Consider the following 20,238-nt stretch of genomic DNA (forward strand, 5'->3'; position numbering starts at 1 on the left):
TTTGAAATCATTTGAATAAGTATTGTTTTTTCTGGACATAGAAAAATCCCCTCTAAATAGACTGTTAGCTACAGATTACCGTAGCCTTTTTTACATTGTCTACTTAAAGGGGATAATATCAGTTCGAAAATGAATCGAACATCTTTTTATTTTCAAATCGCTCATTTGAAAATCTATGTTATATTAGAAAAATGATAATCTATCTAATTAATGGCTAGAACTTTTAAGAAAAAGAATCATATTTGTAAAAGTATTGTGAACTTAAAAAAAGGTATTTACCTGTATTGTATTTGCACATATGATGAAGTTTGAGAGGAGGGGACAAGTATGGTAGAACAACGTAAAAATAATCAAGAAACTCAATATGACGAAGAATTTTTACGACAATTATTACTAGATGAAGATATTGATTCGTTTCGTGAAAACTATTTAGCACTTCATCCGTACGATCAGGCACAATTTTATGAGAAGGTTGGACCTGACATACGTATCACCATCTATCAATTCTTGTCTCCTCGAGAAATGGCATTAATCTTTGAATCAATTGAATTAGAAGATGAAGAATATGAGCAATTCTTAAACGAGATGGACACATCTTACGCAGCAGAAATGCTTTCTTTTATGTATACAGACGATGCCGTTGACGTGTTACATGAGCTTGATGAGGAACAACGGGAAAGTTTTCTTGAAATGATGGATAGTGAAACGGTTGAAGAAATAAACGAATTACTAGCCTACAAAGAGTATACGGCTGGGGCTATTATGACAACCGAGTATGTTTCGATATTGGAAAATTCAACAGTCCGATCAGCAATGACTGTTCTTCGCAATGAAGCTCCAAATGCCGAAACGATTTATTATGTTTTCGTAGTGGATGACCAACACCATTTAACGGGAGTTATTTCATTACGTGATTTAATTATTTCAGAGGAAGATACGTTAATCCGCGACATTATGAATGAGCGAGTTGTATATGTTAAAGTATCCGATGATCAAGAAGAAGTTGCACAAATTATGAAAGATTATAACTTCTTAGCAATTCCAGTTGTCAATGAACAACATGAAATGCAAGGGATTATTACGGTCGATGATATTATTGACGTAATTGACGAAGAGGCTTCAGATGACTATTCCAAACTAGCAGGGGTATCCGATATTGATGACATTGATGGCGGTCCATTAAAAGCGGCAACGAAACGTTTACCTTGGCTTATTATATTACTGTTTTTAGGGATGATTACGGCGACAATTATGGCTCAATTTGAAGCAACCTTAGATAAAGTTGCACTGCTTGCCCTCTTTATCCCATTGATTTCTGGTACTTCAGGGAATAGTGGGACACAAGCTTTAGCCGTTGCTGTTCGCGGTATAGCTACAGGTGAAATTCAAGAGAAAAGCAAATTTAAAATGTTGATGCGTGAAATTATGACAGGACTAATTACAGGTTTAATATGTGGTCTTGTTGTAATTGGTATTATTTTCTTTTGGAAGCATTCCCTTATTATAGGTTTATTAGTAGGAGCAGCAATTTGTTGTTCCATCCTTGTTGCAACGATCGCAGGTTCCTTTATTCCTTTGTTAATTCATAAGCTAGGAGTTGACCCAGCCGTAGCTTCCGGCCCATTTATTACAACTTTAAATGACGTAACGAGTATTTTAATTTATTTAGGATTAGCAACAACTTTTTTAGGACAAATAGGTTAAGTTAGGCAATATTCACGTATTTTAAGATTTTGCATATTTTATGAAAAAAAGGATGTGCAAAATGGAAGAACCGTTATTATTTATTCCAACTCCACCATTTTATTATATTGAGGTAGAAGAGGCAGAACCCCAGGATGTACTGGATGTGTCTATGGAGGAAAGTACTTCCGTTTATGAAATCGCTAGATCAGGTCGTGTAGTAAATCCTGTTATTGCTAGACAACTCAATTTCTTTTCCCAACCAATAAATAGCAATCGGATTTTACGATTTTATTTAAGTAATGGGGAATCGATCACTGGAAAGATTCAAGAAATAAATGGGAATATAGTGAAAATAAATAATAATGAAGACATTATCGAAATTGATGGAAATCAAATCGAGGTAATTACTACTTCAAGATAAAATATGAAACTGACAAAACCGCTTAAGCGGTTTGTCAGTTTTTATTTTTGTTTATTTATTAAGGATTTAGATAATATCTCCATTTGCTCAAAGAATCTTTGTATTTCATTTGGAGCTAAATTTGCACGAATCTTTACGAAAAATTAAAAGAAGGACTAATCGCAATGATTAGTCCCTCCATTTTGTAAATTATCTTCTGCAGATATCTAAGTCAACGTCTGCGATACATTGGATAGCAACGAATGCTGCTAAATCAACAGTTAAGCAGCTGTCTGTTTTTTCGAAGTCTACAACATCTTCTAACTCATCTAAGTCTAGATTTCCATCATTGTTATTACCATGATTGTGACCGCCTTTGCCATCACCATTACCATTAAACACATCAACAACTTCACCATCTTCGTCAACTGGTGCTAAAACGCGTAATGTTGCACAGCAATCACCAAATACATCTTCTACACGGAAGAATGGTGAAAAATGGAACATTTCTTTATCCTTTTTGCCATCTTTTCCATCCTTACCATCTTTACCGTCTCTACCTCTACCATTTTTATTATTATTATCTTTTTCTTTGAAAAAAGCTTTGAATGGAGTACCGTCTTTATTTAATAGCATGAACACACGAGTATCTGCATTGTTACGAGAATGGTTTCTTAAACCTCCTAGTGGCTCTAAGAAGCAACTTGTTCCACACTCATCACATTCATGTCTTACTACATGGTTTTGTAGTTTTAAGATTGTTTTTACTACTTCACATACACAACCCTCATGATGTGAAGTGCCTTCAACATTATTTCTACCACAACCCATTATCTTTCACCTCACTTATTTTGACTTCAATCTACAATATGTCAAATTGAATTTAAAAAACGGGCGAATGTCCTTAGGCCGCATAATTAGGACAGTTTTTTTGTTGAAAAGTTTTGATATAGTTAGTTGTTCTAAAATTTGTGGTAGTTCAGCACAATTTTACTAAATTGATGAAGGTCTTCTTAATTGTTCTTTGATTTTTTTCATTAGTCTACATTCTTTTTGAAAAATCGGGAAAAAATAAAAATGGCTTAAAATAGTGCATTTTGTCGTTCTGAATAATTTTAAATAGACATGCTCATAATGGATAAAAAAAGGGGGTTTCATTTTGAAAAAAATAGCATGGACATTATTTTGCATTCCATTTTTTCTATTTGGATGCTCTGGTGAACAAACAGTTGAAGTTAACAATACTGTTAATAATGAAACCGATGTAGGCGTCAGGGAAGTGATTAATAACTCTAATGAAGTATACGCTGGTAATGCAATTTTTGTAGATAATCAACTATTAGTAGCAGTACAGGCGAAACCTTGGCTAGATTATAAAAAGAAAAAAATTGAAAAAAACTTAAAAAAACAAATTGAAGAGAAATTTCCTGATTTAGAAGTGTTTGTTTCAGCTGATTATAAATTATTTTGGGAAACACAAAAACTTCTTGAAGAAGAGGATGAAAAAAAGATTAGCGATGAAGTTGAAAAGCTAAAAGATCTTGCTAAGGAGGAAACATAGTGGACCAGCAACAATATCAACAAATAGAAGATAAAATCACACCACCTACCCCCTATTTAAAGAACATAATAAAAGCCTTCTTAATTGGTGGATTAATTTGTACGATAGGACATGCAATTACGTACTTTTATATTATCTTTTTTGATTTTACAGAAACTACAGTTGGTAATCCAACTGCCGCTACTATGGTTTTTCTTGCCATGCTTTTAACTGGGTTCGGGCTCTATCGTAAATTAGGACAAGTTGCTGGAGCAGGAAGTGCAGTACCTGTAACAGGTTTTGGTAACGCTGTCGTTTCAGCTGCAATCGAACATAAAACAGAAGGTCTTGTATTAGGTGTTGGTGGAAATATATTTAAACTTGCAGGATCTGTAATCGTGTTTGGTGTAGCTTCCGCATTTTTCGTAGCGTTAATTAAACTAATCTTAGTATCAATGGGCGTGGTAGAATGGTAATTTTATTTAATACAAAACCATCAATTATTGCATGTGGGTCAGTTGCGGGGCCATTAGAGAAAAAAAGTGTTTTTTATTCGTATTTTGATTCGGTAGTAGAAGATGAACGTTGGAATCAACAAACGAATGAACAAGGCCATGCAATGATGATTCAAGAAGCTTGCAAAATTATTATGAAGAAAGCAAATATAACAAATAATTTAGATATCGATTATTTCCTTAGTGGTGATTTAGTTAATCAGATGACACCAACAAATTTCGCAGCGAGGGAACTAGCTATTTCATTTATCGGTATGTTTTCTGCCTGTGCAACCTCTGTATCATCGTTGATTGTTGCTAGTCTGTTAACAGAACTAGGAGCATCAAAATATGCAATCGCTGGGTCATCCAGTCAGCATAATTCAATTGAACGCCAATTCCGTTATCCTATTGATTATGGTGGACAAAAGCCAGAAACTGCACAATGGACAGTTACTGCTGCAGGTTATGCATTAGTCGGAAAACATCAACCAAATTTACCTTCCATTGTAGCTGGAACAATTGGGAAAGTAGTGGATTATGGTGAGGTGAATCCTTTCCATATGGGAGGAGCAATGGCACCTGCTGCATTTGATACGATTCAATCACATTTGAAAAAGCGTAATCAAAAGATTTCAGATTATGATGTCATTATGACCGGAGATTTAGGAAAAATTGGGTTGAAAATATTAAAAGCGATGTTTGCTCAAACTGGTGCAAAACAAGAAGAATTAGAAATATTCCGTGATGCGGGTGCTGAATTTTATGGAGAAGATAAAAGTTTCCAATCTGGGGCAAGTGGAGCAGGGTGCTCGGCAAGTGTTTATTATAGTTATATGGAACAGCAATTAAAAACTGGTCGGTATAAAAGGGTATTACTCTGTGCTACTGGTGCGCTCCTTTCTCCATTATCGTTTCAACAAGGGGAATCGATCCCTTGTACAGCACACGCAGTTGAAATTACGGTGGAATGAGGAGTATAGATGATTTTTATTGATTTTCTATTAGCTTTTGTAATAGGCGGGTTGATTTGCGTAATTGGCCAACTTTTAATGGATGTTGGAAAATTAACTCCCGCCCATACATTATCGACCTTAGTAGTTGCAGGATCCATTTTAGCAGGACTAGGTTGGTATGAGCCATTAATCGATTTAGCTGGAGCAGGTGCAACAATCCCAATTACATCATTCGGCAATGCATTAACATCTGGTGCAATTGCAGAGGCTGAAAAACATGGATGGGTTGGGGTATTAACAGGAATGTTTGAAGTTACGAGCTCAGGTATAAGTTCTGCAATTGTTTTTGGTTTTATTGCTGCATTAATTTTTAAACCTAAAGGAAAAGTGAACTAGGGCGTTTAACCCCTCCTTTCGAATGTATATGAGCATAATATACAGTCGAGAGGAGGGGATTTTTATGTGGGAACATAATGGTCAAGAAAGTCCTTTAATGTGTTACGGACACGATCAAGTTATGCCATATAATTACTGTGGTCACACTCAAGAAAGTCCAGCATATGATATGGGAAAGAACGTTTGTTGTGGAGGCAATAAATACAACGGATCGTTATTTGTATTAATTGTTGTGTTATTTATTTTATTGATAATCGTAGGAAGCTGCTTTAAGTAGGGAGGGAAAAAAATGCAGAACCCTTTTTTTAAACAAATAGAAAATAAAACTGGCGTAAACATGGAAGAAATTTTTGCTTTGGCAAATGCCATTCAATATGCTGATTTTAAAAATGAAAAGCAAGTTCGAAAAATCGTACAACGAGTAAGTAAATTAGCGAATAAGCCAATTTCTAAAGACTTAGAAAATCAAATCGTAAAGTCAATTATTCAAGAAGGTCAATCTTTAGATCTATCAAAAATTCAAAAAATGCTAGGATAAAAATATCGCCACTTTAGTACTCAGACCAATAAGAAGATTGGTTTCGACTAAAGTGGCGTCCTTTTTATATTATTTTTTCCATTGCTCGGTGAGGAATATTGGCATCTAAAAATTCAGGAGATGTTACTTTAAACCCTAGTTTTTCATAAAAAGGAACGGCATAACTTTGTGCATTTAACTTAAGTTTTTTCCAGCCCTGTTTAATAGCGTATTCCTCAACTTTTTGCATAATCAGAACACCTAGCTTTTTTCCTCGGTATTCTTTTAACACACAAACTCGTTCAACTTTGCCTACTTTACTGTCAATTTCACGTAATCTTGCAGCAGCGATTGTTTTGTCTTGATCAAGAACGATAAAATGAGTAGAAATAGCATCATATTCATCTAATTCTAGATGTAAAGGAACCCCCTGCTCCATTACAAATATTTTTTTTCTTATGGCAAATGCTAGTTCTAATTCTTCCTTTGTTTTAACTACTTTAACTTCAAACACTTCATTACTCATCCCCAGTTAAGCGATATGTTTCATACGTTGTCCATGAACCATCTTCTAATTGGTATAGTAAATGGATTCGATCAATCGTTTCTTGTTCATTAATACCAATCATACGTAATTGACCAAATATATCGTCATGCTCTGTTTCAGTTAAATCTTGAGCAATCGTAATATGTGGAATAAATACATGTTTCGGTTTTCCGATATTTATTCGACTTTGAAGTTCTTGATGAAGGTTTTTCAACTGATCTGTCGGTTCAATTCTGAAAAAGATTACATTTGTCGTTGGGAAGAACGAACTGATACGAGATGCATGAATTTTTAACGGCGCAAAATTATTAGCAATTGATGCGATTTCTTTAGAGATCTTTTGAATTTCGATTTCATCAGCATCAAAAGCTTCCTTTAATGTAATATGCGGCGTTATTTTTGTATAATGTGAGTCATATCGTTTTCGATAAGTGTTTGCCAAATCTTGTAATTTCTTAGATGGAAAAGCAACAATTCCATATTTCATCGTTCATTACCTCCCTAAATCTTCTTTTCGAATTTAATTATAGCAGATTAGAGAAATTTAGGCATTTTAACGAGCATTTTGTTAACTAAAGTTTTCAATTAATGCTCTTCTTAAATCTGGTTTCCAATATTTCCAAGTATGGTTACCGTTAAATTCTTCGTAAAAAGTATTATAGCCTTTTTCTAAAAGTAAATTATGAAGGTGTCTATTTGGTGTTAGAAAATCTTTAATTTTCTTATCAGTCGTTAATACTTTGTCTTCACCTGTGCCAATAACATGGTAAATCGATAAGGTATTGTTAACTGGAGTTTTTTCAACTAATTGTAGTACATGTTCATCAACATACGGTGATTGTAAAATGGCTTTTGAAAAAATGTTTGGATACTTTATTGCTGCAAGAAGTGATGCTGTTCCAGCCATAGAATCGCCAATTAAACCACGTGTCGAGCCAAGTTGAAATGTTGAAAACTCATTGTCTAAATATGGGATTAGTTCATGTGCTAAAAAGCGTAAATATGCTTCATGTTGCTCTCCAGTTGGAATATATTTTTTTCTTCTATCTTCAATATTTTTATAAGGTACACCGACGATTATTAGATTTTCGATTTCAAAGTCATCGATTAATTTATCTGCTAGGCGTGAGATTCCACCTAGTTGGAAATAATCTTTTCCATCTGATGCAATTAAGATGTTATATTTATTAAGAGGAGTATAATTTGCTGGTACATAAATCAGTAATTCCATTTCCTCTTGCAAAGAATTGCTAAAAAATGTAATATCTTTTACTTTTCCTTGATCCACGAGGGGACCTCCTATCATATCTTTGATGTATTAAAATTGTATCATATCCGTATTTCTACGTGTACTATGGTCGTAATAGTAGAAAAAACAGAAAGAATTTTATTTTGTCATTAAAAGAAATGGGGCTAAAAAATGGTAAAAAAACGAATTTCTTCAGAAGAAGTAGCAAAAGCCACGAAAGCAGCTTTAGAAAGACGTGGTGTCACAATTAATGATATTGCAGAGATCGTTTATGATATGCAAATACCATATAATGAGGGACTGACAATTGAGCATTGTATTAACTCAGTTGAAAGAGTCCTTCGTAAACGTGAAGTTCAGCATTCGGTTTTAGTTGGAATCGAATTAGATGAGTTAGCTGAGAAAAATTTATTATCGCAACCATTACAATCAATTATTGAATCTGATGAAGGTTTATTTGGTGTTGATGAAACGCTTGCTCTTGGTTCGGTAATGACTTATGGAAGTATTGCTTTAACAACTTATGGGCATTTAGATAAGAATAAAGTTGGGATTATTAAAAAGTTAGATACGAAAGTTGGTAATGGGGTTCATACGTTTTTAGATGATTTGGTTGGAAGTATTGCTGCTTGTGCGGCTTCACGAATTGCACACCGTATGCGCGATCTTGAAGAAGAGGGCGAGACGTTTGCAGATATACCTCCACAAGATTTAGGGCCAAAGCCACCGAAAAATCAAGAAAGTGAATAATCCCGATGAAGAGTGCTATTTACGTTAGTGTAATAGTGCTCTTTTTATTTATTTTTATTATGGATACTAATAAAGTATTTTATTTTGTGAGCGGACGTTGCACACAAGCCGCAAAGCCAACTTGTGTTGTCTTTACGACTTGTTTTTGGGGCCAACACGATGTTGGTCATGGTGACAATGCCACACGATGTGGCGTTTTTGTCACCTGCTCGTGTAAAGTCCGCTCACTTGTTGTTTTACCTTCTAAACATTCTAGTATAAGTGCGCGGCTTACGGTGGTAGGCCGCGGCTACTTAAATAGAATGACCACTTTTTTGAATCAATGGGAATCGTTCTTTCGATTTCTCGTATCGGGATACTAAAAAGGATTTAACTTTTGTGAGCGGACGTTGCACTCAAGCCGCAAAGCCAACTTGTGTTGTCTTTACGACTTGTTTTTGGGGCCAACACGATGTTGGTCATGGTGACAATGCCACACGATGTGGCGTTTTTGTCACCTGCTTGTGTAAGGTCCGCTCACTTTTTTGTTTTAGCCTCTAAACTTTCTAGTATAAGTGCGCGGCTTACAGTTGTAGGCCGCGATTACTTAAAATAGAATAACTACTTTATGAATTAATAATATTTTGCCTTCTTTAAGGCATACTTATTTTTTGTTAATTGGCCCTAGCACAAATGATAGTAATCAAATCTGTTCTTTTCGTGATAAATATAAATTTTATTTTTTGACATGTAATTGTATGGTACTATTACTAAGGAAAAATGAAAGAATGAGGTAGTAAGATGAAAGCTTCTGATATAAAAACGATTATTACTAGTGGGACAGTTATTCTCGCAGTTGTGCTTTATTTATTGTTTAATAATTCGTCGAAAGAATCTGAGCAAATTAGTGATGAGTATAAAATCACGCCAGAACTTGCTGTGGAGGCTACTGGTAATGAGTTGATTGAAGCGCAGTATATTTCCATTAATGATGGCGATACATTTCGTGTAAAAGTGAATGGACAAGAAGAGCGAATTCGATTACTCATGATCGATACTCCGGAAATGAATTATGATAAAAAGGATCCTATGCCTTATGCAGAAGAAGCGAAAAGTTATACATTAAACTTATTAGAAAATGCGTCTAAAATTGAATTGCTTTATGATGTGGGACCTGAAACAGATAACTATGGTAGATTATTGACTTATGTTTTTGTAGATGATGTTCTTCTACAAGAGCTTCTACTAAAAGAAGGATATGCTGCTGTTCGATATATAAATGAGCCAAATAACACACTGGAAAAAGAATTTCGTGAAATTGAAGAAACTGCTAAAGCTAATAAATTAAATATTTGGGAACATGAAAATTACCTACAAAAAGATGGGTTCCATCCAGAGGTAATTCAAAACTAAAAAATAGAAGGACTGTCTTTCAAAATAGAAAAACAGTCCTTTTTCTTTACTTATACAATTTTTTTCATCCAGAATTCTTATTCACTTTGATATTCATTGTCTTGTGGCAATTGTTCTTCTTCACTTAGGAATAAAAAGGATTCGTCCTCTAATTGATGTACTTTTTCTTCATTTAAACCAATTGACAAAGGTCCTGAAAAGATTTTTTCCCACCAAGTATCAGTCGAAATCATAAATAAATTGCCCCCTTATAACGTCTTTCGAATCTAATTTACAATCAATATTGACTTCAATAGCGTTGTAAAAAGGATTTTGAAAGACATTTAGTAGTAAATTGTACATAATTATTATGAACCGAAAAAAAAATATTATGTATTGATTGGGGGAAGAGAAATGATGAAATTCACTGAAGAAGAAGTAGAATTAATGATAGAAGAACAAAGGAACTTCTTTTTTACAGGGTGTACAAAAAGTATTGATTTCAGAAAAAAACAACTAGAAAAATTAAAAAATAAAATAAAAAAGTATGAGAAAGACATTTTACATGCGTTGAATTTAGATTTGGGAAAAAGTGAATTTGAAGCGTATACAAATGAGGTTGGATTAGTTCTTAGTAGTATTGAATTGATGATTAAAAATATTGATGAATGGTCAACACCCGTTCAAGTGAAAACACCAATTCATTTTCAACCTGCAAAAAGCTTTATCGTAAGAGAACCGTATGGAGTAGTATTAATCATTGCCCCTTTCAATTATCCATTTCAACTGGTTATGGAGCCATTAATTGGTGCTTTAATTAGCGGTAATACAGCAATCGTTAAGCCTTCAGAAACAACGATTCACACGACTAACATTATTAAAAAAATAATCGGAGAAACTTTTGATACATGTTACGTTCGTGTGGTTGAGGGAGAGAAAGAAGAAGTTACTGCACTGATTCATTCTTCCTTTGATTATATTTTCTTTACAGGTAGTGTGTCTGTAGGAAAAGTTATTATGCGAGCTGCAGCTGAAAGATTAACGCCTATTACATTGGAACTTGGCGGTAAAAGTCCAACAATTGTTGATCAGACGGCTAATCTTGAAGTGGCAGCAAAAAGAATTGTTTGGGGGAAATTTACTAACACTGGTCAAACTTGTGTTGCTCCAGACTATTTATTAGTACATTCTTCAGTTTACGACAAGTTTGTTACTCTACTTAAAAATACTATTACACAGTTTTATGGTCGTAATATTCAACAAAGTAAGGATTATGGTCGAATTGTTAATAGACGACATTTCGATCGTTTACACAAGTTAATTGAGATAGAGCAAAAGAACATTACATTTGGTGGGAAAACAGACAGCAAAGATTTATTTATTGAACCAACAATTTTGGAAAATATCACATGGAATAATCCTATTATGGAGGACGAAATTTTTGGTCCAATTTTACCGATTATGGTTTATGATGATTTAAAGTTAGCGATTCATCAGATTCGGCAACTTCCCAAACCATTAGCTGGCTATTTCTTTTCTGAACATGAAAAGGCAATAGAGTACTTCCTACAAGAGTTGCCTTTTGGGGGAGGATGTATTAATGATACTGTTTCACATGTCGGAAACCCATTTTTACCTTTTGGTGGCGTAGGTCCTTCAGGTGTGAATGCTTATCATGGTAGAGCGAGTTTTGAAAACTTTACTCATGCAAAATCAGTTATGAAACGTTCTTCAAAATTAGCAACAAATATCGCATTTCCACCTTATAAACAAAAAATAAAATTAGTTCGTTCTATTTTAAAATAGTATCGACCGAGAAGTTTGTTTTCAAATTTCTCGGTCTTTCGAATTACATACATGTTCACTAGATTATGGTAAAAGAATAAAAATGATATATTTATTAAAAACTTATGGCTATTTTAGACATTTTTCTTTATTCAAGGGTGTCGATAATTGGCGAATTTTGATATGATTATTTTTATTCAGATTTCATTTATGAATGGATAAGTTGGGGGGCTTATTGATGAATGATGTATTTTATAAAGAAGATACCATAGATTTATTAGGCCGAATCGTAAACATTCCTAGTCCATCAGGATATACAAAGACAATCATAAAGTTTATTGGGGAGTATTTATCTGACCTAGGTATTGACTATAAAAAGACGAATAAAGGCGCTATTATTGCTACATTTATTGGAGAAGATAATGAATCCCATAGACTTTTAACTGCCCACGTGGATACATTAGGAGCTATGGTAAAAGAAGTAAAATCAAATGGTCGATTAAAGCTTGCAATGGTAGGTGGCTTTAATTGGAATGCGGTTGAAGGTGAATATTGTACAATCCATACTGCTTCTGGAAAAAAAAATCGCGGGACAATTTTAATGCATGAAACATCAGTTCATGTTTATGCGAAAGCAGGAGAAATCAAACGCGATGAGAAACATATTGAAGTACGGATTGACGAAAAAGTGAAAAACTCAGAAGATATAAGAAATATTGGAATTAATGTAGGGGATTTCGTATCTTTTGATCCACGTTTTGAAGTTACAGAATCTGGCTTTATTAAATCGCGACATTTAGATGATAAAGCAAGTACAACTCTATTATTGCAATTAATGAAATATATTAAAGTAAATAATATTAAGCTTCCTTATACAACACATTTCTATATTTCAAATAACGAAGAAATTGGCTATGGTGGAAATTCAAATATACCTGAGCAAGTTGTAGAATATATTGCGGTTGATATGGGTGCTATTGGTGATGGTCAAGCCACAGATGAATACACTGTATCCATCTGTGCAAAGGATTCTAGTGGCCCATATCATTATGATTTAACAAGACATCTTGTAAATTTAGCCGAACAACATAAAATTGATTATAAATTAGATATTTATCCATATTACGGATCGGATGCATCTGCTGCAATTCGAGCTGGGTTTGATGTGAAGCACGCATTATTCGGTCCGGGCATTGAGTCGAGCCATGCATATGAACGAACACATATTGACTCACTTAAGGCAACTGCACAATTGTTATATGTCTATGTCACTTCAGCAATGGTTAAGGAGGATTAAGTGAGGTATGTATACTGAAGAATTAATTAGCGTAATTCCTTATAAAGAAATAGTAGGGCAGTTACCAACAACAATAAAGGATATTTCAATCGATTCTAGAAGTGTTCAACCAAAAAGTATATTTATTTGTATTAAGGGATATACCGTAGATGGACATGACTATGCTCAAAAAGCAGTCGAGATGGGTGCTATCGTCATTGTAACGGAACGAAAATTACAATTAGAAGGTGAAGTTGCTCAAATCATTGTTCAAGATACGAATCGAGCATTGGGATTATTAGCAGCGAAATTTTTTGAATATCCTTCAAATGATATTACAATGATTGGTGTTACTGGTACAAATGGGAAAACAAGCGTATCTGGCATAATTCATCATATGCTTATTGGTATGGGAGAAAAGTCAGCGGTTTCTGGTACAATCGGCTTTAATTTAAATGGCGTTTTATACGAATCAGCTAATACAACTAGCGATGCATTAAGTACACAACAAATGATTTTCCGTGCGAAAATGGAAGGTTGTCGTGCGATGGTGATGGAAGTTTCTTCTCACGGATTAGCATTAGGAAGATTAGCTGGAGTTGATTATGATGTGGCCGTATTTACGAATTTAACCCACGACCATCTTGATTTCCATGGAACAATGGAGAACTACGGAAACGCAAAAGGTTTATTATTCTCACAACTTGGACAAGATCTAACGAAAAATAAATCAGTTATTTTAAATGCCGATGATCCATGGTCTGAAAAATATGCACAATTAACTCCATATCCAGTTTGGACATATGGTTTAAAAAATGATGCAAATTTCCGTGCAGAAAATTGTTGTTATGATGATAACATTACAACCTTCGACATGATAACACCTGAAGGGAAATTCCCTGTTTCTATGAAGTTAATTGGGGAATTTAATGTTTACAATATATTAGCTGCTACAGCGGTATTCTATTCAAGAGGCTTCGAATTGGAAGCAATCATTGAACAGATTGAAGATTTAAACCCTGTGCGCGGTCGTATGGAGAAAATTGTAACTGATTTACCGTTACAAATCTTTATTGATTATGCGCATACTCCAGATGCAATCGAAAAGGCAATCAATGCAGCACTTCCATATAAAAAGCCGGACAAAAAAATCATCTTCCTTGTTGGGACTGGTGGTAACCGTGATAAATCAAAACGTCCAGCAATGGCTGAAAAAGCATCGAAAGCGGACTATGTTGTATTGACAACAGATGACCCACGTTATGAAGAATATGACAGTATTACTGGTGACTTAGAAAAAGGTATGCAACATGAAAATTATGCATGTATTGGTGACAGAGCAGAAGCTGTAAGACATGCAGTTTCGGTTGCAGAACCAGGAGATATTATTATCTTCGCTGGTAAAGGTCATGAAGATTATCAAATTATCGGTAACACGAAATATCCTCATAGTGATGCAGAAATCGCGATTGAGGCTGGACGATTAAAATTTGTGTAATTTTTGCTTCTTATCCCTCTCTAACTATAATAGAGAGGGTATTTTATTGGATAGAATGAAAAAAGGTTGTGTAATTTAGTTAAATTCTTATATGATAGGAAAGGTATTAATAAAGGAGACTTAAACTATGACTTCAAAAATAGAACAAGATATAACTTCACGTCGTACCTTCGCCATCATCTCCCACCCGGATGCTGGTAAAACGACGATTACTGAAAAATTACTTTTATTTGGTGGTGCCATTCGTGATGCTGGTACTGTAAAAGGGAAGAAAACAGGTAAATTTGCAACATCAGACTGGATGGAAATTGAAAAGCAACGTGGAATTTCTGTTACATCTTCTGTTATGCAATTTGACTATCAAGGTTTTCGAGTTAATATTTTAGATACACCTGGGCACCAAGACTTCTCTGAAGATACGTATCGTACTTTAATGGCTGTAGACAGCGCGGTAATGGTTATTGACGCCGCCAAAGGGATTGAGGCACAAACATTAAAACTATTTAAAGTTTGTCGTATGCGCGGTATTCCAATTTTTACTTTTATTAATAAGTTAGACCGACAAGGGAAAGAGCCGCTTGAATTAATCGAAGAACTTGAAGAAGTACTTGGAATTAATGCATACCCTATGAACTGGCCAATTGGTATGGGGAAAGAATTTTTAGGAATCTATGACCGTTATAACAAACGTATTGAACAGTTCCGTACAGAAGATTCAGAACGCTTTCTACCAATCGACGAGGATGGCGAATTAGCTGTGGACCATCCAATGAAAGTGACATCATACTATACACAAGCAATGGATGACATCATTCTTTTAAATGAAGCAGGTAATGAATTTTCTGAGGATAAAATACGTCGTGGCGAATTAACTCCAGTATTTTTCGGTTCGGCTTTAACGAACTTCGGTGTTCAAACATTTTTAGAAACGTACTTACAATTTGCACCTGCACCACAACCACGTATTACAGAGGATGAGCAATTCATCGACCCAGTGGAACATAAAGATTTTTCTGGATTTATTTTCAAAATTCAAGCGAATATGAATCCAGCACACCGAGATCGTATTGCCTTTGTCCGTATTGTATCTGGTAAATTTGAGCGTGGAATGAATATAACATTATCACGTACAGGGAAATCCTTTAAAGTGTCTCAATCTACACAATTCTTAGCCGATGACCGTGAAACAGTTGACGAGGCTGTGGCAGGAGATATCATTGGTCTATACGATACAGGGACATATCAAATTGGAGACACAGTAGTCGGTGGTAAAAAGACCTTCCAATTTGAAAAATTACCGCAGTTTACACCAGAAATTTTCGTTAAAGTTTCTGCTAAAAATGTAATGAAATCAAAACAATTCCATAAAGGGATCTTACAATTAGTTCAAGAAGGTGCAATTCAATATTACAAAACATTGCACACAGAAGAAGTCATCCTCGGAGCAGTAGGACAACTTCAATTTGAGGTGTTCGAACATCGAATGAAAAATGAGTACAATGTAGAAGTTATCATGCAACCAATTGGCTCAAAAATTGCTCGTTGGATTGAAAATGAAGAAGATGTAAAAGAATCAATGTCTTCAACACGTTCAATGCTTGTAAAAGATCGTTTTGACAACCTTGTATTCTTATTTGAAAACGAATTTGCAATGCGCTGGTTCTCTGATAAAAATGAGAACATTAAGCTTTATAGTTTGTTATAAGAGAAAACTTTTACGCGGCTTACAATTGTAGGCCGTATTTTTTTATGGGATAAATTTAGACCAGGCTTGTTTATAATAGTGAAAGTTTCAATCGGAAACTATTATTTCCTCATATCTTAGATGTATTTAATTTAGTAATGAGATAAAATGGAAACAAGTAACAGCTATATAAAAAATAGACTGGGGGTCATAATATGGGGATTCATTTTTTCACTGGTTTTCCTGGATTTATTACAAGTCAACTTATTCGAAGTGTTTTTGAGAAGAAAGTTTCAGATTCTGTAATCGTATTAGTGTTACCAACGGAAATTGAAAAAGCACAAAAAGAAATGGAAGAAATACTTACCCATTATCCTGGATGCACAATGGAGTTAGTAAAAGGGGATATTACGTTACCGAACCTTGATTTGGACCATGACATCTTGAAACGTATTGTGCCTGAGATTTCGGTCTTTTGGCATTTAGCCGCAATTTATGACTTAGCTGTACCAAGAGAAGTTGCTTGGAAAGTAAATGTTCATGGTACATCCATGGTAAATGACTTTGTTGTATCACTACCCAATCTTAACCGTTACATGTATTTTAGTACTGCTTATGTTGCAGGGACGAGAGAAGGGGTATTGTTAGAGACGGAACTTGTTCGACCACCTCAATTTAAAAATTACTATGAAGAAACAAAATTTGAAGCAGAACTATTAGTCGAGGATCTAAAGGGAAAAGTCCCAACTACAATTATACGTCCTGGCATCGTTAGAGGACACTCGGTTACTGGTGAAACGATTAAATTTGATGGTCCTTATTTTTTCTTAAATATGATTGATCGTTTAAAAAGTTTACCCTTTATACCCTATTTAGGTCATTCTACTTCAACGATTAATGTAGTCCCTGTTGATTATATTGTTGATGCAGCAACATTTATTTGTACAGAGGAAAGTGCGATTAATAAAACACTACATTTAACCGATCCACAACCCCATCCAGTGCAAGAAGTGTTTCGTACTATGGTAAAGGAAATGACAGGTAAATATCCAAGGGGACGTTTTCCAATAGAAATTGCTCGATCTATGATGAAAATAAAAAATTTAAGAAAAATGCTAGGTGTTGAAATAGAAACATTAGATTACTTAACATGGAATGCAACCTTCGATAGTCGGCAAGCACAGGAAATTTTGATAAAGGGGAACATCACTTGTCCAGACTTCATCGCATCCATTCCATCAATGGTTAAATTTTATAATGAAAATAAAGGTAACAAACTTTACCAAATTGAAATAAAATAATATTGAAGATATTAGTGAATTTGTGTTATAATCAGGTTACAGAAAATCAAATATCCATTTGACTATTGTCAAAGGGGAGTAGCTTATAAGTATTGTGAGATACTTACTTCACATTCGTCATTACATGGTTTGTTCCATCGGGTGTGAGAGCATAATTTGCACGTATAATTATTGCTAAGCAAGACCTTTGCCTATTATTTAGGCAGAGGTCTTTTATTTTGCCTAAATTTGGAGATTTCTGTGTATTTTAAAATCCCATCAATATGGGCATAAAAAGACTAAGGAGGAACTATCTCGTGGAAGCAATATTATTGGAATATGCTTGGGTACTAGTCGTACTTGTTGTATTAGAAGGACTTTTAGCAGCCGATAACGCAGTCGTAATGGCAGTTATGGTAAAACACTTACCAGAAAATAAACAGAAAAAAGCGTTATTTTATGGATTAATTGGTGCATTTATTTTCCGCTTTGTTGCGTTATTCTTGATTACAGTTTTAGTGAACTATTGGGAAATTCAAGCGATTGGTGCTGCTTATCTATTATTTATCTCAATTAAACACATTTATGACTCGAAATTTAAGAAGTCAGAAGAAACAAAAGAAGATATTGAAGAACATACTCAAAAAGGAAAAGGATTTTGGGCGACTGTTGCTAAAGTTGAATTAGCAGACATCGCCTTTGCAGTAGACTCTATGTTAGCAGCTGTTGCGATTGCCGTAACGTTACCTGAAATGGGAGATTTCCATATTGGAGGTATTAATGCTGGACAATTCGCTGTGATGTTCTTGGGTGGTATTATCGGTATGGTTATCATGCGATTTGCTGCACAGTGGTTTGTAAAAATCTTAAACAAATATCCAGATTTAGAAACTGCAGCATTTTTAATTGTTGGATGGGTTGGTGTAAAATTAGTTGTATTAACATTATCACACGATAAAGTTGGAATTTTACCACATGAGTTTCCACATTCAACACCATGGAAATTAACATTCTGGATTGTATTGTTACTTATCGCTCTTGGTGGATATTTTATCAGTGTAGCGAAAAAGAAAAAGCAAGTTGTAGAAGAAAAATAAAATGGTTTTTTAGAGGAGCACATTGCTGTTCCTCTTTTATTTTACTCTTGTATTCCTTATACTAATAAAAAGTTCTATATTATGGATAAGAGGCGAAATATGTGACTCACAAGAAAAAACATAGTAGAGCAATCACGCCATTTCAATTATTGGTTTCATACTATTTTATCGCAATTGCGTCTTCGTTTTTATTATTAAGAATTCCAGCTGTTTACGAAGAGGGGAAAGAAGTTTCTTTAGTAGATAGTTTGTTTACGGCAGTTAGTGCGGTCAGTGTTACGGGATTATCTGTGTTTGACATTTCATCCACTTTAACACCTTTCGGAATGGTAGTCCTATTAGTTATATTGCAACTTGGAGCAATCGGAATTATGTCCTTGGGCACATTTCTTTGGCTAATAACAGGGAAAAGAATTGGGATGAGAGAAAGACAATTAATTATGATTGATTTTAATCAATCTCAAGTGTCTGGTGTTGTACAATTATTGAAAGAAATCGTTAAGCTCTTATTTATTATTGAGGCAGTCGGCGCATTAATTCTTTCCCTTCACTTCCACCAATATTTTGATACTTGGGGTGAAGCCATTAAACATGGGGTTTTTGCATCCATATCTGCAACAACTAACGGTGGATTTGATATCACTGGGGAAAGTCTACAACCGTTCCATACCGATTATTTTGTTCAATTTATTACAATGATTTTAATTGTCTTAGGAGCGATTGGGTTCCCAGTATTAATTGAAGTTAAAAATTTTTTATTTAGAAAAAAGGATACTTTTCGCTTTTCGCTTTTTACTAAAATTACAGCATTAACTTATTTTGTTTTATTTATTGTTGGAACACTCGTTATAATTTTGGTGGAATCGTTCTTGTCTTTTAAAGGGATGACATGGTATGAAAAGCTATTTACAGCAATGTTTCATTCTATTTCTTCCCGATCTGGAGGCTTAACAACATATGATGTATCACAATTTAGTGAAGCCACAGATATTTTTTTAAGTTTTCTTATGTTTATCGGTTCTTCTCCAAGTTCTGTTGGAGGGGGAATAAGAACTACTACTTTTGCTATAGCAATTTTATTCCTTATAAACTTTGCAAACGGTAGGACAGAAATCCAAATATTTGGACGAGAAATCCATTTAAGTGATATTTTTCGCTCTTACGTTGTAATTATCCTTGCGTTTTTTATGGTTATGATTTCGACAATGGTGTTGTTAATAACAGAGCCATATGCAACAACTACACAAATTATTTTTGAAATTACTTCTGCCTTCGGTACTTGTGGTATGTCCCTAGGGATTACTGATAGCCTATCAACTGAAGGGAAGTTTGTTGTAATGATTTTAATGTTCATTGGTCGAGTAGGCCTAATTTCATTTTTATATACTTTGGGCGGTAAAGCAGAAAAACCACCTTATCGCTACCCGAAGGAACGTGTCATAATAGGATAAATTATGTTGATGTCTCATACATTTAAAAAGTATGAGACATTTTTAGTTTAATAAGTATTGTAAATATTATTTTATATATGTAATAACGTAAAAGTATTGCACGAATTATCTGAAAAAAGAGTGCGCTATTTATAATATTTTGTTTTAAAATGTGAATTATTGGGTATATAGTATTGATTTTAGAAATATCTTGAAATTAATGGTAAATAACAAATCAACAAAAAAGGCGATAAAAAAGTCAAAAAAATATCTTTTTAGATT

At 34.3% G+C, this 20,238-nt stretch carries 22 protein-coding genes; 17 read left to right on the plus strand and 5 right to left on the minus strand.

The window, feature by feature from the left end; all coding sequences use genetic code 11:
• Window positions 1–327: 327 nt before the first annotated feature.
• Window positions 328–1,704, plus strand: a complete 1,377-nt coding sequence (mgtE, locus tag D8M03_RS07070) for a magnesium transporter (protein WP_121214081.1) — start codon at window positions 328–330, stop codon at window positions 1,702–1,704.
• Window positions 1,705–1,765: 61 nt separating this feature from the next.
• On the plus strand, window positions 1,766–2,107 hold the full coding sequence (locus tag D8M03_RS07075) for a hypothetical protein (RefSeq protein ID WP_121214082.1): 342 nt from the start codon (window positions 1,766–1,768) through the stop codon (window positions 2,105–2,107).
• A 189-nt stretch (window positions 2,108–2,296) separates the two neighbouring features.
• Here the strand turns inward: D8M03_RS07075 and D8M03_RS07080 are convergent, their stop codons facing one another.
• Window positions 2,297–2,917: a CotY/CotZ family spore coat protein gene (locus D8M03_RS07080; protein ID WP_121214083.1), complete on the minus strand. Its 621-nt coding sequence runs from the start codon at window positions 2,915–2,917 to the stop codon at window positions 2,297–2,299.
• 328 nt (window positions 2,918–3,245) lie between these two features.
• On the opposite strand from D8M03_RS07080, the gene D8M03_RS07085 reads away from it, so the two are divergent.
• The 6 genes from D8M03_RS07085 (at window position 3,246) to D8M03_RS07110 (ending at window position 6,010) form a co-directional block, all read left to right on the plus strand.
• Window positions 3,246–3,647 (plus strand): YhcN/YlaJ family sporulation lipoprotein, encoded by a 402-nt coding sequence (locus tag D8M03_RS07085; protein WP_170148401.1) that lies wholly within the window; start codon window positions 3,246–3,248, stop codon window positions 3,645–3,647.
• The gene (gene spoVAC / locus D8M03_RS07090; protein WP_121214085.1) at window positions 3,647–4,102 is read left to right on the plus strand and encodes a stage V sporulation protein AC; all 456 of its coding nucleotides are present in this window, start codon (window positions 3,647–3,649) and stop codon (window positions 4,100–4,102) included. The genes D8M03_RS07085 and spoVAC overlap by 1 nt, the downstream gene beginning before the upstream one ends.
• Window positions 4,096–5,094, plus strand: coding sequence for a stage V sporulation protein AD (locus D8M03_RS07095; protein ID WP_121214086.1), 999 nt, complete (start codon window positions 4,096–4,098; stop codon window positions 5,092–5,094). Before spoVAC ends, D8M03_RS07095 begins: the two co-directional genes overlap by 7 nt.
• 9 nt (window positions 5,095–5,103) lie before the next feature.
• Window positions 5,104–5,472: a stage V sporulation protein AE gene (gene spoVAE, locus D8M03_RS07100; RefSeq protein WP_121214087.1), complete on the plus strand. Its 369-nt coding sequence runs from the start codon at window positions 5,104–5,106 to the stop codon at window positions 5,470–5,472.
• Between the two features lie 64 nt (window positions 5,473–5,536).
• A complete protein-coding gene (locus tag D8M03_RS07105) occupies window positions 5,537–5,749 on the plus strand; it encodes a YjcZ family sporulation protein (protein ID WP_414674153.1) in 213 nt (70 codons plus the stop codon).
• A gap of 12 nt (window positions 5,750–5,761) precedes the next feature.
• The gene (locus D8M03_RS07110; protein ID WP_121214088.1) at window positions 5,762–6,010 is read left to right on the plus strand and encodes a stage VI sporulation protein F; all 249 of its coding nucleotides are present in this window, start codon (window positions 5,762–5,764) and stop codon (window positions 6,008–6,010) included.
• Window positions 6,011–6,074: 64 nt separating this feature from the next.
• Here the strand turns inward: D8M03_RS07110 and D8M03_RS07115 are convergent, their stop codons facing one another.
• From D8M03_RS07115 to D8M03_RS07125, 3 genes are all read right to left on the minus strand, one after another.
• Window positions 6,075–6,503 (minus strand): GNAT family N-acetyltransferase, encoded by a 429-nt coding sequence (locus D8M03_RS07115; RefSeq protein ID WP_121214089.1) that lies wholly within the window; start codon window positions 6,501–6,503, stop codon window positions 6,075–6,077.
• A 4-nt stretch (window positions 6,504–6,507) separates the two neighbouring features.
• Window positions 6,508–7,023, minus strand: a complete 516-nt coding sequence (locus D8M03_RS07120; protein WP_121214090.1) for a YjcG family protein — start codon at window positions 7,021–7,023, stop codon at window positions 6,508–6,510.
• 81 nt (window positions 7,024–7,104) lie between these two features.
• Window positions 7,105–7,824 carry an alpha/beta hydrolase gene (locus D8M03_RS07125; protein ID WP_121214091.1) on the minus strand — a complete coding sequence of 240 codons (720 nt, stop codon included), beginning with the start codon at window positions 7,822–7,824 and terminating at the stop codon, window positions 7,105–7,107.
• A gap of 132 nt (window positions 7,825–7,956) precedes the next feature.
• Between D8M03_RS07125 and D8M03_RS07130 the strand changes: the two genes are divergently transcribed.
• Window positions 7,957–8,535, plus strand: a complete 579-nt coding sequence (locus D8M03_RS07130; protein WP_121214092.1) for a phosphatidylglycerophosphatase A family protein — start codon at window positions 7,957–7,959, stop codon at window positions 8,533–8,535.
• A 780-nt stretch (window positions 8,536–9,315) separates the two neighbouring features.
• Entirely contained in the window at window positions 9,316–9,927 is a 612-nt protein-coding gene (locus D8M03_RS07135; protein ID WP_121214093.1) for a thermonuclease family protein, read from the plus strand.
• Window positions 9,928–10,004: 77 nt separating this feature from the next.
• On the opposite strand, the gene D8M03_RS17680 is transcribed toward D8M03_RS07135, so the two are convergent.
• The gene (locus D8M03_RS17680) at window positions 10,005–10,160 is read right to left on the minus strand and encodes a hypothetical protein (RefSeq protein ID WP_170148402.1); all 156 of its coding nucleotides are present in this window, start codon (window positions 10,158–10,160) and stop codon (window positions 10,005–10,007) included.
• A gap of 163 nt (window positions 10,161–10,323) precedes the next feature.
• Between D8M03_RS17680 and D8M03_RS07140 the strand changes: the two genes are divergently transcribed.
• From D8M03_RS07140 to D8M03_RS07170, 7 genes are all read left to right on the plus strand, one after another.
• Window positions 10,324–11,712 carry an aldehyde dehydrogenase gene (locus tag D8M03_RS07140; RefSeq protein ID WP_121214153.1) on the plus strand — a complete coding sequence of 463 codons (1,389 nt, stop codon included), beginning with the start codon at window positions 10,324–10,326 and terminating at the stop codon, window positions 11,710–11,712.
• 217 nt (window positions 11,713–11,929) lie between these two features.
• Window positions 11,930–12,988 carry a M42 family metallopeptidase gene (locus tag D8M03_RS07145; RefSeq protein ID WP_121214094.1) on the plus strand — a complete coding sequence of 353 codons (1,059 nt, stop codon included), beginning with the start codon at window positions 11,930–11,932 and terminating at the stop codon, window positions 12,986–12,988.
• A gap of 7 nt (window positions 12,989–12,995) precedes the next feature.
• Window positions 12,996–14,465: a UDP-N-acetylmuramoyl-L-alanyl-D-glutamate--2,6-diaminopimelate ligase gene (locus tag D8M03_RS07150; protein ID WP_121214095.1), complete on the plus strand. Its 1,470-nt coding sequence runs from the start codon at window positions 12,996–12,998 to the stop codon at window positions 14,463–14,465.
• A 127-nt stretch (window positions 14,466–14,592) separates the two neighbouring features.
• Window positions 14,593–16,170 (plus strand): peptide chain release factor 3, encoded by a 1,578-nt coding sequence (locus tag D8M03_RS07155; protein WP_121214096.1) that lies wholly within the window; start codon window positions 14,593–14,595, stop codon window positions 16,168–16,170.
• A 194-nt stretch (window positions 16,171–16,364) separates the two neighbouring features.
• Window positions 16,365–17,450, plus strand: coding sequence for an SDR family oxidoreductase (locus tag D8M03_RS07160; protein ID WP_121214097.1), 1,086 nt, complete (start codon window positions 16,365–16,367; stop codon window positions 17,448–17,450).
• A gap of 296 nt (window positions 17,451–17,746) precedes the next feature.
• A complete protein-coding gene (locus tag D8M03_RS07165) occupies window positions 17,747–18,526 on the plus strand; it encodes a TerC family protein (protein ID WP_121214098.1) in 780 nt (259 codons plus the stop codon).
• Window positions 18,527–18,627: 101 nt separating this feature from the next.
• A complete protein-coding gene (locus D8M03_RS07170; RefSeq protein WP_121214099.1) occupies window positions 18,628–19,977 on the plus strand; it encodes a TrkH family potassium uptake protein in 1,350 nt (449 codons plus the stop codon).
• Window positions 19,978–20,238 lie beyond the last annotated feature (261 nt).

This window comes from Ureibacillus endophyticus, assembly GCF_003628435.1.
In the GTDB taxonomy this organism is placed as follows: Bacteria; Bacillota; Bacilli; order Bacillales_A; family Planococcaceae; genus Ureibacillus; species Ureibacillus endophyticus.

Coding starts and splice junctions, on each gene's coding strand:
- mgtE (WP_121214081.1), top strand. CDS start 328: ATGGTAGAACAACGTAAAAATAATCAAGAAACTCAATATGACGAAGAA.
- D8M03_RS07075 (WP_121214082.1), top strand. CDS start 1,766: ATGGAAGAACCGTTATTATTTATTCCAACTCCACCATTTTATTATATT.
- D8M03_RS07080 (WP_121214083.1), bottom strand. CDS start 2,917: ATGGGTTGTGGTAGAAATAATGTTGAAGGCACTTCACATCATGAGGGT.
- D8M03_RS07095 (WP_121214086.1), top strand. CDS start 4,096: ATGGTAATTTTATTTAATACAAAACCATCAATTATTGCATGTGGGTCA.
- spoVAE (WP_121214087.1), top strand. CDS start 5,104: ATGATTTTTATTGATTTTCTATTAGCTTTTGTAATAGGCGGGTTGATT.
- D8M03_RS07105 (WP_414674153.1), top strand. CDS start 5,537: ATGTGGGAACATAATGGTCAAGAAAGTCCTTTAATGTGTTACGGACAC.
- D8M03_RS07110 (WP_121214088.1), top strand. CDS start 5,762: ATGCAGAACCCTTTTTTTAAACAAATAGAAAATAAAACTGGCGTAAAC.
- D8M03_RS07120 (WP_121214090.1), bottom strand. CDS start 7,023: ATGAAATATGGAATTGTTGCTTTTCCATCTAAGAAATTACAAGATTTG.
- D8M03_RS07130 (WP_121214092.1), top strand. CDS start 7,957: ATGGTAAAAAAACGAATTTCTTCAGAAGAAGTAGCAAAAGCCACGAAA.
- D8M03_RS07135 (WP_121214093.1), top strand. CDS start 9,316: ATGAAAGCTTCTGATATAAAAACGATTATTACTAGTGGGACAGTTATT.
- D8M03_RS17680 (WP_170148402.1), bottom strand. CDS start 10,160: ATGATTTCGACTGATACTTGGTGGGAAAAAATCTTTTCAGGACCTTTG.
- D8M03_RS07140 (WP_121214153.1), top strand. CDS start 10,324: ATGAAATTCACTGAAGAAGAAGTAGAATTAATGATAGAAGAACAAAGG.
- D8M03_RS07145 (WP_121214094.1), top strand. CDS start 11,930: ATGAATGATGTATTTTATAAAGAAGATACCATAGATTTATTAGGCCGA.
- D8M03_RS07150 (WP_121214095.1), top strand. CDS start 12,996: ATGTATACTGAAGAATTAATTAGCGTAATTCCTTATAAAGAAATAGTA.
- D8M03_RS07155 (WP_121214096.1), top strand. CDS start 14,593: ATGACTTCAAAAATAGAACAAGATATAACTTCACGTCGTACCTTCGCC.
- D8M03_RS07160 (WP_121214097.1), top strand. CDS start 16,365: ATGGGGATTCATTTTTTCACTGGTTTTCCTGGATTTATTACAAGTCAA.